This is a genomic window from Variovorax pasteuri (assembly GCF_051216435.1).
In the GTDB taxonomy this organism is placed as follows: Bacteria; Pseudomonadota; Gammaproteobacteria; order Burkholderiales; family Burkholderiaceae_C; genus Variovorax.
In genome coordinates, this window is sequence record NZ_JBPJZS010000004.1 from 1 (window position 1) to 15672 (window position 15672).

Below are 15672 nucleotides of genomic sequence, written 5' to 3' on the forward strand. Positions count from 1 at the left end.
ATGCGGGGCTGGCGGACTTGCTCGAGACCGCCTCCAAGTCGATAGAGACGTCCACCGAACCCCGGGAGTTCATAGCGCAAGGAGACAGGGTCCTGGTCGTCGGCTTCGCCAGGGGCAAGATCAAAGCAACGAACAAGACGTTCGAGGACGACTGGATATTCGCCATCACGGTCCGGAACGGCCGACTGACGAGCATCCGGGAGTACATCGACACGCAGGCACTGGCGCGGGCCTCGCAGATGGACACGGCCGGGCTGGCGTAGCGCTCGCCATGTGCCGCACACCGTGCACTGTTCAAAAACCGTAGAGGAGATCCCTATGTACGACCAATCGAAGCTATCCGAGTTGATCCGGTTCGCACGCGTAGATGCGGGCTCCACCGTCATCGACGTTTACCCAGGCGACGGCGACTGGACCCGTCTCTTCTCAGACATCGTGGGACCCGAAGGGCGGGTCTACAGCTTCGTGCCGGCCGAGGTCGCCCACTTCAGCAACGATCCGGTCGGCCGCATGCGAGCGCTTGCGAAGGAGCCGGGCCGGGAGAACGTCGAAGCCGTCTCCGCGGACCTCGTGGCGCTGCCGGAGGCAACGCAACCAGCGGATGTCGTGTGGCTGCACCTGTTCTATCACGACCTCCACACCGCGCTGGCCCAGGCCAGGGGTGCAACGGCGGCCCTCTTCAATCAAGCTGTATTCGAACGGCTGAAGCCCGGTGGGTTCTACGTCGTCGTAGACCACGCCGCCGCCGGCGGTGCAGGCACCAACGTCGCTCCGTCGTTGCATCGGATCGAGCCGGTATCCGTTCGCGAGGAAGTGGAGGCGGCCGGCTTCGTACTGGACGCGGAGAGCACCTTGCTGGCGGACAAGGACGATACGCACTCGGTCAAGGTGTTCGATCCCTCAATCAAGGGCGAGACCGATCGTTTCGCCTATCGGTTCGTGAAGCCCTGACAGGGAGTCGTCCGCGCTGCCAAGATAGGCGATCGAAGCCGGGTCTGGCCACTATGCCACTCGCGGACCGACCGAGGTCATCGTCGACAACTTCAACCTGCATGAATCCACGGCAGCGTGCTTCGTCGACCAAGTCAAACTGGCGGCGCTGGCTCTCCGAGTTTTTCTGAACCGCGTCTGGGAGGGCTGCCGCACGTAGACGACGGCCTTCCGACGCAGCACAGTGGCGGGCAACAGATGAGTGTTCGCCATCGTCAGCTCCCGTCCGGGGAACACCCGCCGCCTGAAGCACCAGGATCGCCGGTTGCATGATCGCGTTGGCGCGTTCGCGTGGACACATCCCCTGAAGGACTGGGGACTCGAACGCCATGCTCAACTGCCGGTGCGACACTGGCGCAGTCGGCACCAGAGCGCGCAGGTGTGATCTGGGTGAACTCGTCATCTTGCTCCTCGCGATCGGTGTGATGGGACACCGGAGGAGCTTCGCCGAAGCCCCCGTCGCGACAGCAACCGACGCAGTTCGGTTGGCGAGGATCGACGCGCGTGGAGCAACAAGGCGCCAATCATGTCCATGGTGACTACCTTGAGTCCCCTGCTGAAATTCACAGCAGGTCAGTGGAACACCCTGGTCAAGATTGGATTGGCACCAACAATGCTCGGTAACGCTACAAACAATCAGCTTCAATCGGATTGCTCAACAGCCCGACCCTTTCGATTTCCACGTCCACCGCGTCGCCTGGTTTCATGAAGACGGGCGGCTCGCGCACCACGCCGACGCCTTGCGGTGTGCCCATGGCGATCAGGTCGCCAGGCTCGAGCGTCATGAATTCAGAAATGATCTCGATGGCCTGCGCCACCGTCACGAGCATCTGCGAAGTGTTTGCATCCTGCAGGGTGACCCCGTTGAGGCGACACGAGATTCGCAGACCTTCAGCTCCGGCCGGCAATGCATCCGCTGTAACGATCACGGGGCCGATTGCGCCGGTGCGGTCAAAGTTCTTGCCTGCCGTCCACTGAGCGGTTCTTCGTTGGTAGTCGCGTACCGAGCCGTCGTTGAAGCAGGTGTAGCCGAACACATGGGTCAGCGCCACATCCCTTTGGATATAGCGCCCTCCCTTGCCAATGACGACCATCAACTCGGCCTCGTAGTCGAACTTGTCGGAGACGTGCGGGCGGATCATCGGCTCACCGGCTGACACCAACGACGACGCAACCCGCACAAACAGCGATGGGTAGACAGGCACTTCTCGACCCGCCTCCATCGCATGCGCCGCATAGTTGAGCCCGAGACAGATGATCTTCCCGTGCACCTTTTGCGCCAGCGCGATCTTCATTGAACCCAGTGAGTGCCACGCCGATGCCGGAAGGTTGTGTTCGGCCGTTCGCAACTGCTCCAGTTCGTCGGGGCCGGCCTGCGCCAAATTGGCGATGTCCGTCGATGCGAGGCCCTCGGGAACGGTTGCGAACATTTCGCCTCGCACGAAGCAAAGGCGATGGCTGTCTTCGCTATGGATAAAAGTCAACTGCATGGTCTATTCCTTGGCTTCAAAGGAGAGCGCCGGCACGTCGCAGGCGCACATTTGGCTGATCGCAGCCTTCAAGAGTTGCGCGACTACCCGCAATTCGTAGAGGTCGCGCGGCGCGTAGATCAGCAGATAGGTGTTCGGGATTCGGGGGCGCACGCCCGCCAGCGGATGCCGCTCGCCCCAGCCCTTCTCGATGATGGTCTTCGCGTCGCTGGGGCTGAAGATCATGTGCATCGATCCGTCGATCGGATGGATGTGCGCGACCTCCCCGTCCGACTGCTTGGCCAAGGGAGCGCTGGCATCTTGAACGAACACGCCGTTGTGATGCCGCTCATAACCGCTCCTGGCGTAGCGAACGTAATCCCCCCGTTCGTTCACAAAGGCATCAAACACCTGGTCTTGGCGCAATCGCATGCCCACTCCAGGGAGTTGGTCCAATTGCCGATGGGGCACAGGATGCGGTGCGATGTGGGGGCGGGGGCCGTCGCGCGGCGGCAGGTTGCCCACGCGCACCGAGTCGGTCGCACCGCCGATGGCCGGCTCATAGATCTGCACGCCCTTCGTTTCACGTGTGATCAAGCGCCACCGCGTCATGGTGAGCCAACCGCGGGGAGTAGACGGAAGTCCGCCCTTGCCGAGCGCAATCCAACGCCGATAGTCGCGCACCGCCCAAAGGCATGCGCTGGCGAGCGTCGCGCAGATAAGCACGGTTGTTCCGAGTAAGGCTTGGTTCATCTTTTGGATCCGTTCACAGATGCGTGGCAGGCACGCTCGTCGATGGGGCGACTGCTTTTTTTCGCTGCAGGAGCAAGCTCAGGAAGGGGAGCAAGACCAGCAACGTCGACAGTGCAGCAACAGCGGGGTCGACTTGATTGCGGATGTTTTCCCACATCTTCAGCGGGATGGTGATCACGCCGTTGCCTGCGATGAAGCTGGTCATCACCAAGTCGTCGAAGGAGTGCAGGAACGCCAGCAGTGCCGCCGACAGCAGCGCCGGAGAGAGCAGGGGTATCAGCACACGTCGGAATGTGAAGGTGCGTGAGGCGCCCAGGCTTTGCGCAGCCATCTCAAGCCGAGTGTCCAAGGATGAGAAGGCTGCCACCATCACGACCACCACGAGCGGGATGCTGAGGCAGACATGCATGACGATGACTCCGGTGAGCGTGCCGTAGAGGCCGATGTCCGACAGCACCGCGAACGCCCCCAATGCCGTCACGACGGCCGGCACCACCATGGGCGCAAGCGCCAGAGCGTAAAGAATTCGCCCCTCGCGCCGATGGCTAAGGCGGGCGATGCCGTAGGCTGCAGCGGTTCCGACCGCGAGCGTCAAGACAACGCTGACCAATGCAATCCGCAGGCTTGTGCCCATGGCCTGAGCCCACTGCGCGTCGTTGAACAGGAAGCGGAACCATCGCAAAGACCATTCGGTCGGCGGGAAGGCCAGGCTGTCGCCCTTGTTGAAGGCCACGATTGCCACCACGAAGCTCGGTATGACCAGATAAAGGCACACGAGCCAGCCAAAGGCGAACAGCAGCCAACGCCCTCCCTGTGCGCCACCGGCCCAGGCCGAGCGACCGGCATGGGCCCGCCACGCGATACCGCTCAGGATGACAGCGGGCGAGCGTCCGCCAATCACTGCGGCGATTCGTCGGTTGAAACTGGCTACGAGGTTCTGCAACCTCCCGCCCCCAGCACCACCACCCGCGGAAGGCATGCTAGGTGCGAGGAGTCGCATCACGACGTACACCAGCAGTGTCACAGCAAGCAGCACAATTGCGAGCGCCGATGCGAAGCCGAAGTTCAGCGAGCTTTCGACATTGTTGGCGATCAGATTGCCCAGCATCAGATCGCGGGATGCGCCCAGCATGGCCGGCGTGATATAGAACCCGAGTGACAGCACGAAGACCAGGATGCATCCGCTGCGCACCCCCGCCATGGTTTGCGGCAGGTACACGGTCAGGAAAGCGCGCAGGCCGCCCGATCCGAGGCCACGGGCCGCACGCCACAGGAGCGGATCGGACGCCTGCATCGACGCATAGATCGGCAGCGCCATCAGTGGCAGCATGACGTGAATCATGCCGATGTACATTCCCGTGCGGCTGTAGAGCAACTCCAGGGGTGAATGCACGATGCCCAACGCGAGCAAGGCCCCGTTAATGGCACCTTCATCGCCAAGCAGCACGACCCATGCATAACTGCGCACCAGGAAGCTCGTGAGGAACGGTACGAGGATGCACAGCGTGACCAGCTTCTTCATCCGACCGCGTGCGTGGTGCACGAAGGCCGCAAGCGGGTAGCCGAGTGCCAAACTGGCCAGCGTGATGGACACTGCGATCGAAAAGGTCCTGAACGTGATGGCCAAGTTGACCGGGTTGAACGCCTTTGCATATTCGGCGAACGAGAGAGCGGGAAGGTCAACGCTCAGTCCGGCGATGCGCACCAGCGGGTAGTAGAAGAACGCCAACATCAGCAGCGCAGCCGGCAGCAAGGCCAGGCGCAGCAGGGCCGAACGCGAGAATCTGGGCATGGGGCGAGTCCGTTCGGTGAGGGTCTACTTTGTGACCCACTCGTTCCAGCGCAGGGCCAGGCGCTCGCCGTTGGTCTTGCCGTCAGCGCCGACCTCGGCGTACCAGGCATCGTTGAGCATGTAAGCGTGCTTGCGGTTCTCGGGGTACGTCACCATGTTGACCGCAATGTCCTTCTGGATGAACGTGAAGGCGTCCGGATTCGCAGGGCTGTAGCCGGTAAGCGTCACGAAGGCTGCCTGCCGCTGCGCATTCATGGTGAATTCGATGAACTTGCGCGCTGAGTCGACGTTCTTCGCGCCCTTTGGAATGATCCAGTAGAGACCGGTCATCTTGGCCTGGTTCCAGACGATGCGCATGGGACGACCGGACTGCGCAAGCGCCGTGAACCGACCATCGAATCCCATACCCATGGCAGCCCCGCCACTCGAGAAAAGTTGCATCTGTTCGCTGCCAACCTTCCAGTACTTGCGGATGCGCGGCTTGATCTTGTCGAGGCTTGCGAAGGCGCGTTCCACGTCGAGCGGGTAGAGCTTGTCAACCGACACGCCGTCGGCTAGCAACGCTTCTTCGAAGGGTCCTTGGTTGCCAAGCTCGCCGTTTTGCAGGACTCGCGTCCCCGGAAACTTCTCTGCGTTCCAGAAGTCGGCCCAGTTGGCGGGGGCAGGCTTACCATCAGGGAACTTGGAGGCATCCAGACCCAGCACCCACGAGTAGTAGATGAACTGAACGCCCCACGGCTTCTTGACCTCTGCCGGCAGCTTGTCGAACAGCGCCTTATCCATGCGGGTGTAGTCCATGGGTTCGAGCAGGTCCGCCCGCGACAGCATCACCGCGCCCGCGGGACTGAAACCGGCGACGTCGAAATCGATCTTGCCGCTCTGGGCTTTGAGCTTGACCTGAGCGGTCATCGCTTGGTCGCGCACCACGGTCACCTTGATGCCCGTTTCCTTCTCAAACGGCTCAATGAAAGCCTTGATCGCACTTTCCCCCTGGAGGCCTCCGCCGGCCACCACCGTCAGTTCGGCCGCGCCTGCATGAGACATGCAGGCGAAGAATGTAGATGCTGCCGCGATCCGCTGGAGTCTGGAGAGCATGGAAGACCTCGCTTAGTGGTGCTGGCTCGCGCCCGCGTTGAACAATTGAACGTCGTCGCAACGGAAGACCAGTACAACCTTCGCGTCACGCTCGAAGAGCACGCGCTGATGCGACCGAGGCGACTTCGCTACGATGACTTGGTTGTTGGCCGTCACGTGGTATTGGTGGGCGTCCCCGAGAAATGCGACTTGGGTCACGATGCCCGGCATGCAGATCGTCTGGCCATCGGTGGGAGCGGCTTCCGGCGCCATGAGCCGGACCGCCTCCGGACGCACCATCACGGTCACTTGATCGCCGGGCTCGCACGCCAGCTCCGACGCTACCTCCATGCGGATCGAGCCTGCGGCGAGGTGGACCGCACGGGAACTGCTCGGCAAAACGGTTGCATCGATGAAGTTCGCCTCGCCGACGAAACCAGCGACATAGGGATCGCACGGCCGCTCGTAGATGTCCAGCGGCCGACCCACCTGTGCGATCGATCCACCCCGCAGGACAACCACGCGGTCCGACATCGTCAGCGCCTCCTGTTGGTCGTGGGTGACGTAGATGATGGTCTTTCCGAGTTCAAGGTGCAGGTCCTTGATCTCGACACGCATCTCCTCACGCAGCTTGCGGTCGAGTGCACTGAGCGACTCATCCATCAAGATCAGCGGCGGGTCGAACACCGTCGCGCGCGCCAGTGCGACACGCTGTTGCTGCCCCCCGCTCAACTGGGTGGGATAGCGGTGACCATAAGCAGACATGCGCACCCGCTCGAGCGCGATGCCCACCCGTTGCGTCGCCTCGGCGCCGCCGATCCCCCGCGCCTTGAGCGGGAACTCCACGTTCTCGCGCACTGTCAGATGCGGAAAAAGCGCATAGCTCTGGAAAACGATGCCCTGGTTGCGCCGATGCGGCGGCACACGGTCCAAGTTCCTGCCATCGACGAGGATGGTGCCCGACGTCGGCTCCGTGAATCCTGCCAGCAACATGAGCAAGGTCGACTTGCCCGATCCACTGGGACCCAGCAACGAGACGAACTCGCCCGGATTGATTGTCAGGCTCACGTTGTCAACAGCACACGTGCCCTCGTAGATCTTGCTGACGTTGCGAAACTCGACCTGGCCTGTCGGCACAGCGGGAATGGTTGTGGTCATGACGTTCAGATGGGCTGTTGCAGGACGCGCCAGAGTGAGCGGACTCGCTCCCACGTCGCGGGATCGTCGAGTGCCTTGGCGGACGGGTCGTCTTTCGAGCGCACGCGCTGAAGTGCCAGGTCGAAGACCTGTTTCACTCGGGGCCAGCGCCTGGCGGTGAAGAGCGTCATGGCCACTTCCCACGTTCGCGCAGCGGCCAGACACTGAGCAAGCACTGCGCCGTCTTCGATCGCCATGGCGGCCCCGCTGGATGAATGAGGGGGCAGCGCGTGCGCCGCATCGCCGATCAACAGCACCCGACCGCGATGCCAAGGCTTGTCCATGAGGAGTGCCGGATACTGTCCGAAATGAATGGACGCGTCGTCCGGCAAGTCCGCCAGGACATCCGTTGCGAAAGCGCCGGTGAACTGACTGGACAGCCGCTGGGCAACATCCGCGCGAGTGCTCTTGGAGCGAGCGACCACGCCGTCGCCACAGGGCTCGCCCATGACGGCGTACAGCTCCCCGTTCGGCACCGGAAACAGACCGAGGGTGGTCCCCCCCGAGCCCAAGTAGAAAGCGCCTCGGGGATTCGATGCGCGCGCGGGCGTCATCCAGCGCCAGCCCGCTTCGCCAACGACGGAGATCGGCGCTGCGCCCCAGATCAGGCCACGGACGGTGGAGCCCACGCCGTCCGCACCGATGACCGCGTCGTAGCTACGCTGCAGCCCGTCGTTGAACTGGACCTGCACGCCGTCCTCCATGGGCGTGAGCGCCGTGATCTGGCGCGTCGTGGTCAGCGTCACGCCGGCCTTGGCGGCAATGTCCCACAGGATGCGCGCGAGTTCGCGCCGCGTGATCACGACATTGACAGGAAAGTCGAGGCCCTCGGGTGCGGGCCGTTCAATGTCGGCGATCGTCGCGCCGCGCGAGTCGCAGACATGCATGTGCACGTTCGGCGTGCTGTGCGCGAGCACCTCGTCCAGGGCGCCGATCCCTCGCAATGGAAGGAGCGCATTGGATGCTAGCCCCAGCGCGGCGCCACCAGTGGCGTGCGGGCGAATCTCGACCACTTCGACGTGCGTGCCGGCCTGACGCAGATAGGTCGCGCAGGTCAACCCCGCAGAACCGCCCCCCACTACAAGAACGCTCTTCAAGCCCACCATTGCCTATTGCCTTTCAAACGCCCGATAGCCCGAGGACCGGACTCAAAGAATCGGTGAAGGAATTATGTGAATCCTTGACCTCGGACACCGAGGCGTTTGGCTATCAGCTGATAGCAAGTTTTGCCTAAGCTGATTCGGCGGCCTTGGCGAATGCAGCCACGGCCGCATCAAGGAACTGCACGGCAAGGCGTGATGCATCGTGGCTGGAAACGAGGCCGATGATTTGCATCGGCGGACCGACGAATGGCTTGAAGATCAGCTGCATGGAGGGCAGTCTGTGCAGCCGCGCGCTCACCATGGAGCGCGGCACGAAGGTCAGTCCGACGCCCACTGCCGTGAGCATCAGCATGGTTGAGCGATTGACGGCCAGCCCACCGACCTTCGGTGTGATGCCCGCCGCCATAAACTGGTTTCGTATGCTTTCATGGCCGTGCAGGGGCATCAGCGGGTCCGCGAGCACTAGCGACTCGTTCGCGAGATCTTCGCAGCCGACCTTCTCCAGGGCTGCAAGCCGGTGCCCGGGAGGCAGCGCGACCAGCCACGGGTCTTGCCAAAGTGGACACAGCGCGAGCCCCGCTTCTTCGATGTCGGGCAAGGTCAAGGCCATATCGATGGTTCGCGCTCGAACGGCGCCTGCCAGATCTGCGGAGCTGCCTTCCTTGACTTCCAGCGCGACATTGCCATGGCTGGTGGTGAAGGCAGCCACGGTCGCGGCAAGCCGGCTCGTGGCCGCTTCTTCGCACAGGCCAAGCCGCAGCCGGCCGGCCACGCCGGTGTCCCATTCACGGGCACTTTCAAGCGCATGGCGGTGCGCGTCGACGATGCGCTGAGCCTCGCGCAGGTAATAGCCGCCTGCTGGCGTCAGCGTCTTCACGCCACGCAGATTCCTGTCAAAGAGATCGAAGCCCAGTTCCCTCTCGAGCGCCACGATGTGCGACTTCACGGTTTCCCAGTCCAGAACTGCGCGTCTGGCCGAATCGCGCGTGGCGAAGTCGACGAAATATTGCAGGCGCCGCAGGTTCATGACGCGGCCTGCGCGGGTGAACATCTCACAGTACCCGCTCCTTCAAATAAAGCGATGTCTCGCTTTTGAGGTCGAGCCAGAAGCGCTCTAGCAATGCGGAGCCGAATCGCATGCGCGAGACTGCACAGATGTCCATCTGCTCAGCCTCGAAGGGGATGCCCTTGATCCCCGGCAAGTTCATCAGCATCATGGAGGACGGCATGAAGGTGATGCCCAGGCCTGCAGCGACCAGCGTGATCATGGTCGAGCGGCGCATGGCCCGAACGCGTACCTGGGGGACAACACCCGCGCGCGCGAACGCCTCCTCAATAAGAAAGTGACCCGCCGAAGCGCGCGCCGCGTCACCCAGGATTAAGGGCGAGTTGGCCAGATCCTTCGCCGTCAGGAGTAACCTTTGCGCAAGCGGGTCGCCCTCGGGCAGGAGGACAACCCAGCCGTGTGTCCACAGTTCGGTCACTCGCAGGCCCGGAAGGCTCAGGCGCGTCGGCGTGAACGCCACATCCAACATCCCGGCCAACACCGCCGGCGCCAACTCCAGCGGCGGCAGTTCAACAAACTGAACCTCGATGCTGGGATGGCGTGCCTTGCAATCGCGAAAGGCCGTCCAGAAGCGACTGGCCGAGGCCACTTCCTCAGCGATGCCTACCTTGAGAACTGCGTCTGCCCCTTGTGCCAGGAGTACGGCTGCGCGGCGTGCCAGGCTCAGGTTGGACACCATGCTCTTGGCGGCTTTCAGGTAGACGCACCCCGCCGGTGTCAGCGCAACTATCCGCTGGCGATCGCGCACCAGCAATGCGAAGCCAAGTTCGGACTCCAACGCCTGCAGCTGCAAGCTGATGGCGGGCTGGCTACGCCCGATCTTCTTGGCTGTCTGCCGAAGGTTGAGATCCTTGGCAACGGACACGAATACTTCAACGTTGCGTAGATCCATGGTCCGATCAGGTGAGTGGTCAGAGGCGACCGATGTTCGGCACGCTGCGCATGACCCGCCTGCTATGGTGCATGGGCATCAGACGCATCTATGAGGACGAAGGCGATGCGCGCCACAGCGTCGGACCGATTGGCCCATGCATGATTTGTGCCTCGTTGCACGAGGACGTCGCCGGCCCGAAGAATGGTCTCATCCGTATCCAGGACCGCGACGACTTCTCCCTCGAGAACCAACGCGTAGTCGACCGTCGCTGTCCTGTGCATACCGGGATGTTTCTTGACGCCTACATCGTCACGGTGGGCATCGCGAAATACGTTACCGAAGGTGGCCTCGATGCGCCTGCGGGTTTCCTCGGGGTCTTTCGACTCGGGCGGGAGGTCGATGATGCGCAGCACGCAGCCCTGCGGCGGCGGCGCGACGCCTTGCAAGCTCTCCAGGGAATCCGAGGCGTCGATCGAGGCGGGCATTGAAGCCGTGCACCAGATGTTGACCGCCTGAAATCCCGGACGCGATTCAATGGTGCGCACGTGGTGCGCGGGGGAGTCTTCGGCGATGCACGATCGGCCCTCGGAATCATGACCGGTGACCACGCGACGGATCGGCTGATGGGGGCTGTTCATGGCAGTTCTCCTTATGCTCGGGGTCGTTATTCGGCTTTTAGATTCAACGATTGGATCGTCTTTTCCAGCGCCTGGTAGTCGGTAGCGACGCGTTGCAGGTACTGCTGACTGCCGAGGTAAGCGGGATGCTGCGACTGCGTTTTAGCAGCGTCGCGGAACTCCTTCGATCGCACAACCACCTCGCACGCCTTGGCAAGCGTCTCCACAATAGCCGGACTGGTGCCCTTCGGTGCCCACAGGCCATTCAATCCTGGTGCCAGCGACGGGATGCCCAGCTCCTTGAGCGTTGGCGCATCGGGATAGTTTTCCTGCCGCTGGTCTGCCAAGACTGCGAGCACCCGCAGCTTGTCGTTGCCGCCGGCCGCTGCGGCAGAAGAGACACCGAACTGGATCGCGCCACCGATCAGATCGATCAGCATGGGGCCGTCCCCGCGGTACGTCACGGGATTGAACTTCAGGCCGGCCGCCTTCGCAAAGTGTTCGGCGGACAGATGCGGCACGGTGCCTTGCCCGGCAGTCCCGTAAGCCAGCTTGCCGGGTTCGGCCTTGGCGGCCTGCATCAGTTGCTGGATGGATTTGATCGGCGAATTCGCACTGACGACAACCGTCATCACGTTCTCGTGCGTCTGGCAGACCGGAGTGAGCGTGTCGTACTTCGGTCCTTTCACCAGAATCGAGCCACTCGTGACCGGCGTGGACGGACCGAAGCCCAAGGTGTAACCCGTTGGCGCTGCCCGCGCCACCTGCCAGAAGCCGATGGTGCCACCCGCTCCCTCTTTGTTGATAACGACCAACTGGCCACCAAGCTGCGTGGCCATCGCTCGCGCGAAAACGCGCGCCATGGCGTCGACCGCGCCACCGGCTGCGAACGGCACGATCATCTGGACCGGCTGTTGGGCGGGGTAGCCTTGCGCAGCGACGCCGGCCGCGCTGGTGCAAAGTGCAAAGAACAGGGTTGTAAGTTTCATTGTTGTCTCCGAGTCTTGTTTGAAAAAAGGGCGCTCCGCGCCATTCAGCGCGTCTAGGGTGGTGCAGGCCAAGGCGCCGCAGGCAATAGCATCGAGCGGCATTCGCCGAACCCGAGGGACACGAAGCCTTCCCTGTGGGCGCTTGCTCTGAAAGAGAGCTCGTCGCCATCCATCAGCCACTGCCGCCGGCTTGCGTCGGGCAAAAGCAAGGGCTCGGGGAACTCGGCCAGGCAAGCGCGGCTCGTCGGCGCCGGGCCCGACGCGGTACCGCTCCCAATCAAGTCGCCCGGACGCAGGTCGCAGCCGTTCGATGCGTGATGGGTGACCATCTGCGCAAAGGTCCAGTGCAGGTGCTTGAGGTTCGTGCGCGTGACGTTCAGCGCAGGTATGCCGGCTGCACGCATTTGCGCGCTGCTCAACCAAGCCTCCAATTGAAGATCAAGCCCGCCAAGCGCGGCGTCCTGCTGATCGTGAAGGTGCGGCAGGACGGCCGGTTCATCGGCGTTTCGCACGCGCAGCGGCGAGCGAAACGGCGCCAGCGCTTCCGCCGAGACGACCCAGGGTGAAATCACGGAGCAGAAGCTCTTCCCGAGGAATGGGCCGAGCGGCACAGTTTCCCAGCGCTGGATGTCGCGCGCCGACCAATCGTTAAGCAGGCAATAGCCAAAGATATGGTCCGCGGCAGCCTGAACGGGGACCGGGCTGCCGAGGGCGTTGCCTGGGCCGATGAAGGCACCAATCTCGAGTTCGAAATCCAGCGCTTTGGCCGGGCCGAAATACATTGTTCCATCGGCGTTCTTCGATTGCCCATGCGGCCGTAGCACGTTGTGACCACTGGGGCGCACTGAACTCGCGCGGCTGTTGTACGCCATCGGGAGGTGATAGAAAGCCTCTGGCACAGGGTTGTCCGGATGCGTGCTGCGCCTAGCGCGCGATAGATGGTCTACTGAAGTCAGGAAGTCGCTGAAGCCGCCAATAGCGCAGGGCAATTGCATGGCAATCGTGGCCTGCGGCCACAACAGGTGCTGCGCTTGAACCTGCGCTTGAGCAGCGCTTGAGCTGCCGCTTGCCAGCATCTCGAAGATCTGCGTGCGCAGCGCCGAGCTGGCTGATGCACCGAGAGCCATGAGACCGTTGAGCGTAGTGCCCGACGCCGCGTCGGCCGCAGTTTTGGCAAGCCCTGTAAAGAACCCGGCTTTGTTGGCCCGGGTGACGTCGAGCACCATATCGCCGATCGCTACACCGACGCGCGGCGCATTTCCCGATGACGAGAAAACACCCCATGGCAGGTTCTGCACAGGAAAGTCATGGTCCGCAGTGTTAGCGGCTTCAACCCAGCTGCGCCTTGCTGGATCGTGGGTGGCATTGAGGTTGGTCATGCGGCTGTCTCTTGCGAAATCAAGGCCCAAGGGGGCCTGGGAGCGATGTTATTTCCGGAGGTTCAATTCGTATAATCAATTTTTCAGATCGATTAATCGGTTTTTCGGATTAATGCGATGTTGAATCTTTGGCTCCCCTGCGGATCCAAAGTCAACGCATACGCATACGCATACGCATACGCATACGCATACGCATCGGCAGCGCGAGAACGTACCTGCCTTTTTTCCTCGAGCCGTGAATGGGCGCGCATCTGGACTGCCTTGAATGGCGTCACGGACAACGCTGGCAGCCGTCAGGTGGCAAGGTCGTCAGCAGAACCTTGATGGGGTGGCGATCTGCAGTTGCCGGCAAGTTGGATGACGGCCTCGCGCCGGAATCCGTCTCCCAGCAGACTATGCCTCGCGTCAATTCTTACGGCAGCAGCAAGCGGTGCGATAAATCTAGAAAATCGTCGGCGGCTGACGGGTCAACCGCGATGTCGAGTGTCGAAGTCTTGCCTGGCTTCTCGGAAGCGGTCCGCGTTCTCTACGATCCAGGTCCACAACGGGACCATGCGAACAAGCAGGTCCATGCCTGTTTCGGACAACTCGTACTCCACTTTCGGGGGTACTTCTTCGAAGTCATGACGGAGTACCAAGCCGTCGCGTTCAAGCTGTCGCAGCGTGAGCGTCAACATGCGTTGTGTGACGCCGTGCATACGCCTGCCGATTTCTGCGTGACGTAGCCTGCCGTACACGCCGAGGGTGTGCACGACGCCGAGAGACCAACGACTCCCGGCATGCGCGAGCACCTCTCGTCGCACCCCATCGTCATCCTCTCTCAAGCCGTCACAGACGGTCTGCGCGTACTGAAGAATTTCACTTGGATTCACGTTAGATGGCTCCCAGTATCACGCGTGTGCCTTCTTTCTTTTGCGCCCACGCGTGCCTAGACTGGCGCAAATTCTTGTTTAGTAGGCCACATGATGAACCAAGCAGAACCTAACGCTACGTCCCAAAACATTCTCGTACTCGGCGCCGGAGAACTCGGCCTGCCCGTGCTACGAAATCTCGCTCGCCGCGCAAAGGACGAGGAAGGCACAAAGATCAGCGTGCTGCTGCGCGCGAGTGCCGTTAAATCCCACGACACGTCCAAGCAACGCGATATCGCTGAGATCCGAAACCTCGGCATCGATATCGTTGTAGGCGATCTTGTGAAAAGCTCCGTTGATGAACTTGCCGACTTGTTCTCGCGATACGACACGGTCATCGGCTGCGCGGGCTACGCGGCAGGAATCGACACGCCGATGAAGCTGGCGCGCGCTGCCTTGCAGTCGGGCATCCCGCGATATTTTCCTTGGCAGTTCGGGGTTGATTTCGACGTGATCGGCCGCGGCAGCCCGCAGGACATTTTTGACGCACAGCTGGATGTGCGCGATTTGCTGCGCAGCCAGAAGCAGATGGAGTGGGTCATCATCTCAACCGGTATGTTCATGAGCTACCTGTTTGAGCCGGAGTTCGGTGTGGTGGACCTGCAAAAGGATGAGGTCAACGCATTGGGCAGCCTGGATACCGCTGTGACGCTGACCACTCCCGACGACATCGGGATGCTGACGGCCGAAACCGTTTTCGCGAAACCCCGCATCCGGAACGAGATCGTGTATATCGCTGGCGACACCGTGACATACGGGGAAGTCGCCGACAAGCTGCAAGCGGGCCTTGGTCGCCCTTTCAGCCGTTCGATCTGGGGCGAGCAGTATTTGCTGGATGAACTGGCACGCGACCCGCAGAACATGATGCGCAAGTACCGCGCGGCTTTCGCGCAAGGCCGGGGCATTGCATGGGACAAACGCGATACCTTCAATCAACAGCGCGCGATTCCCGTCACCGACGTGGCGTCGTGGATAAACGAGAGCCTGGCACGGGGCAACCGCGTCGAAAAGTGATGACGACTATTACTAAAGTAGCGGCAGAGGAAAAATCTGAGCTGGGTGAGTGTCCCGTGTGGTGTGAGTGCAAGCGATGCCTCTATTGGATAGATATTGTGGGTCGGACGTTGTTTGCTCTCGACTTGTCGACATCAGATGTCCGCAGTTGGCTTTTGCCGGAGCAGGTAGGCTCTTTTGCACTCACGAACAACGATGACGTGTTGTTGCTTGGGCTTGCGTCGCGATTGGCGATGTTCAATCTGGTCGACCGTTCCATTACGACGATTGCTCCATCGCCAGGGAATCACGGCACGCGCATTGGTGATGGCTGTTGCGATCGCGAAGGCAACTTCGTCTTCGGCACCATGGACGAAGCGGAGCAGCCTCGAAAAATAGTAGCGTTCTATCGATTGAACGCGGCTTCCCTGAGACCTGAGCATTGAACGGCTCGATGTCCCACCC

General features: G+C 61.8%; 16 protein-coding genes. 4 read left to right on the plus strand and 12 right to left on the minus strand.

The annotated features are described in order from the left end of the window. Positions 1 to 263: nuclear transport factor 2 family protein (locus tag ACSFBM_RS16380; protein WP_435485274.1), on the plus strand; the 263-nt coding region annotated here is incomplete at its 5' end. 55 nt (positions 264 to 318) lie between these two features. Continuing rightward, the gene (locus ACSFBM_RS16385) at positions 319 to 951 is read left to right on the plus strand and encodes a class I SAM-dependent methyltransferase (RefSeq protein WP_435485275.1); all 633 of its coding nucleotides are present in this window, start codon (positions 319 to 321) and stop codon (positions 949 to 951) included. A 665-nt stretch (positions 952 to 1616) separates the two neighbouring features. On the opposite strand, the gene ACSFBM_RS16390 is transcribed toward ACSFBM_RS16385, so the two are convergent. The 12 genes from ACSFBM_RS16390 to ACSFBM_RS16445 form a co-directional block, all read right to left on the minus strand. Beyond that, positions 1617 to 2480: a fumarylacetoacetate hydrolase family protein gene (locus ACSFBM_RS16390; RefSeq protein ID WP_435485276.1), complete on the minus strand. Its 864-nt coding sequence runs from the start codon at positions 2478 to 2480 to the stop codon at positions 1617 to 1619. Between the two features lie 3 nt (positions 2481 to 2483). Beyond that, positions 2484 to 3212: a luciferase domain-containing protein gene (locus ACSFBM_RS16395; protein ID WP_435485277.1), complete on the minus strand. Its 729-nt coding sequence runs from the start codon at positions 3210 to 3212 to the stop codon at positions 2484 to 2486. Between the two features lie 13 nt (positions 3213 to 3225). After that, complete coding sequence (locus ACSFBM_RS16400) at positions 3226 to 5004, minus strand: ABC transporter permease subunit (RefSeq protein ID WP_435485278.1); 1779 nt, start codon at positions 5002 to 5004, stop codon at positions 3226 to 3228. 24 nt (positions 5005 to 5028) lie between these two features. Then, the gene (locus ACSFBM_RS16405; protein WP_435485279.1) at positions 5029 to 6099 is read right to left on the minus strand and encodes an ABC transporter substrate-binding protein; all 1071 of its coding nucleotides are present in this window, start codon (positions 6097 to 6099) and stop codon (positions 5029 to 5031) included. A 12-nt stretch (positions 6100 to 6111) separates the two neighbouring features. Beyond that, complete coding sequence (locus tag ACSFBM_RS16410; protein WP_435485280.1) at positions 6112 to 7236, minus strand: ABC transporter ATP-binding protein; 1125 nt, start codon at positions 7234 to 7236, stop codon at positions 6112 to 6114. Between the two features lie 5 nt (positions 7237 to 7241). Next, on the minus strand, positions 7242 to 8381 hold the full coding sequence (locus tag ACSFBM_RS16415) for an FAD-dependent monooxygenase (RefSeq protein WP_435485281.1): 1140 nt from the start codon (positions 8379 to 8381) through the stop codon (positions 7242 to 7244). Positions 8382 to 8505: 124 nt separating this feature from the next. After that, positions 8506 to 9429 carry a LysR family transcriptional regulator gene (locus ACSFBM_RS16420; protein ID WP_435485282.1) on the minus strand — a complete coding sequence of 308 codons (924 nt, stop codon included), beginning with the start codon at positions 9427 to 9429 and terminating at the stop codon, positions 8506 to 8508. 1 nt (position 9430) lies between these two features. Beyond that, complete coding sequence (locus ACSFBM_RS16425; RefSeq protein ID WP_435485283.1) at positions 9431 to 10336, minus strand: LysR family transcriptional regulator; 906 nt, start codon at positions 10334 to 10336, stop codon at positions 9431 to 9433. A gap of 62 nt (positions 10337 to 10398) precedes the next feature. After that, complete coding sequence (locus tag ACSFBM_RS16430) at positions 10399 to 10956, minus strand: cupin domain-containing protein (RefSeq protein WP_435485284.1); 558 nt, start codon at positions 10954 to 10956, stop codon at positions 10399 to 10401. 26 nt (positions 10957 to 10982) lie between these two features. Beyond that, positions 10983 to 11924, minus strand: a complete 942-nt coding sequence (locus ACSFBM_RS16435; RefSeq protein ID WP_435485285.1) for a Bug family tripartite tricarboxylate transporter substrate binding protein — start codon at positions 11922 to 11924, stop codon at positions 10983 to 10985. A gap of 53 nt (positions 11925 to 11977) precedes the next feature. Then, a complete protein-coding gene (fahA, locus tag ACSFBM_RS16440; protein WP_435485286.1) occupies positions 11978 to 13303 on the minus strand; it encodes a fumarylacetoacetase in 1326 nt (441 codons plus the stop codon). Positions 13304 to 13770: 467 nt separating this feature from the next. After that, entirely contained in the window at positions 13771 to 14175 is a 405-nt protein-coding gene (locus ACSFBM_RS16445; protein WP_435485287.1) for a winged helix-turn-helix transcriptional regulator, read from the minus strand. Between the two features lie 93 nt (positions 14176 to 14268). Between ACSFBM_RS16445 and ACSFBM_RS16450 the strand changes: the two genes are divergently transcribed. Both ACSFBM_RS16450 and ACSFBM_RS16455 read left to right on the plus strand, forming a co-directional pair. Beyond that, positions 14269 to 15228: an aromatic alcohol reductase gene (locus ACSFBM_RS16450; RefSeq protein WP_435485288.1), complete on the plus strand. Its 960-nt coding sequence runs from the start codon at positions 14269 to 14271 to the stop codon at positions 15226 to 15228. After that, positions 15228 to 15653 (plus strand): SMP-30/gluconolactonase/LRE family protein, encoded by a 426-nt coding sequence (locus ACSFBM_RS16455; protein ID WP_435485289.1) that lies wholly within the window; start codon positions 15228 to 15230, stop codon positions 15651 to 15653. Before ACSFBM_RS16450 ends, ACSFBM_RS16455 begins: the two co-directional genes overlap by 1 nt. Positions 15654 to 15672: the final 19 nt, after the last annotated feature.

What these genes read in the sequence shown, in the direction of transcription:
- ACSFBM_RS16385 (WP_435485275.1), top strand. Translation starts at nt 319, where the DNA reads ATGTACGACCAATCGAAGCTATCCGAGTTGATCCGGTTCGCACGCGTA.
- ACSFBM_RS16390 (WP_435485276.1), bottom strand. Translation starts at nt 2,480, where the DNA reads ATGCAGTTGACTTTTATCCATAGCGAAGACAGCCATCGCCTTTGCTTC.
- ACSFBM_RS16395 (WP_435485277.1), bottom strand. Translation starts at nt 3,212, where the DNA reads ATGAACCAAGCCTTACTCGGAACAACCGTGCTTATCTGCGCGACGCTC.
- ACSFBM_RS16400 (WP_435485278.1), bottom strand. Translation starts at nt 5,004, where the DNA reads ATGCCCAGATTCTCGCGTTCGGCCCTGCTGCGCCTGGCCTTGCTGCCG.
- ACSFBM_RS16405 (WP_435485279.1), bottom strand. Translation starts at nt 6,099, where the DNA reads ATGCTCTCCAGACTCCAGCGGATCGCGGCAGCATCTACATTCTTCGCC.
- ACSFBM_RS16410 (WP_435485280.1), bottom strand. Translation starts at nt 7,236, where the DNA reads ATGACCACAACCATTCCCGCTGTGCCGACAGGCCAGGTCGAGTTTCGC.
- ACSFBM_RS16415 (WP_435485281.1), bottom strand. Translation starts at nt 8,381, where the DNA reads ATGGTGGGCTTGAAGAGCGTTCTTGTAGTGGGGGGCGGTTCTGCGGGG.
- ACSFBM_RS16420 (WP_435485282.1), bottom strand. Translation starts at nt 9,429, where the DNA reads ATGTTCACCCGCGCAGGCCGCGTCATGAACCTGCGGCGCCTGCAATAT.
- ACSFBM_RS16425 (WP_435485283.1), bottom strand. Translation starts at nt 10,336, where the DNA reads ATGGATCTACGCAACGTTGAAGTATTCGTGTCCGTTGCCAAGGATCTC.
- ACSFBM_RS16430 (WP_435485284.1), bottom strand. Translation starts at nt 10,956, where the DNA reads ATGAACAGCCCCCATCAGCCGATCCGTCGCGTGGTCACCGGTCATGAT.
- ACSFBM_RS16435 (WP_435485285.1), bottom strand. Translation starts at nt 11,924, where the DNA reads ATGAAACTTACAACCCTGTTCTTTGCACTTTGCACCAGCGCGGCCGGC.
- fahA (WP_435485286.1), bottom strand. Translation starts at nt 13,303, where the DNA reads ATGACCAACCTCAATGCCACCCACGATCCAGCAAGGCGCAGCTGGGTT.
- ACSFBM_RS16450 (WP_435485288.1), top strand. Translation starts at nt 14,269, where the DNA reads ATGAACCAAGCAGAACCTAACGCTACGTCCCAAAACATTCTCGTACTC.
- ACSFBM_RS16455 (WP_435485289.1), top strand. Translation starts at nt 15,228, where the DNA reads ATGACGACTATTACTAAAGTAGCGGCAGAGGAAAAATCTGAGCTGGGT.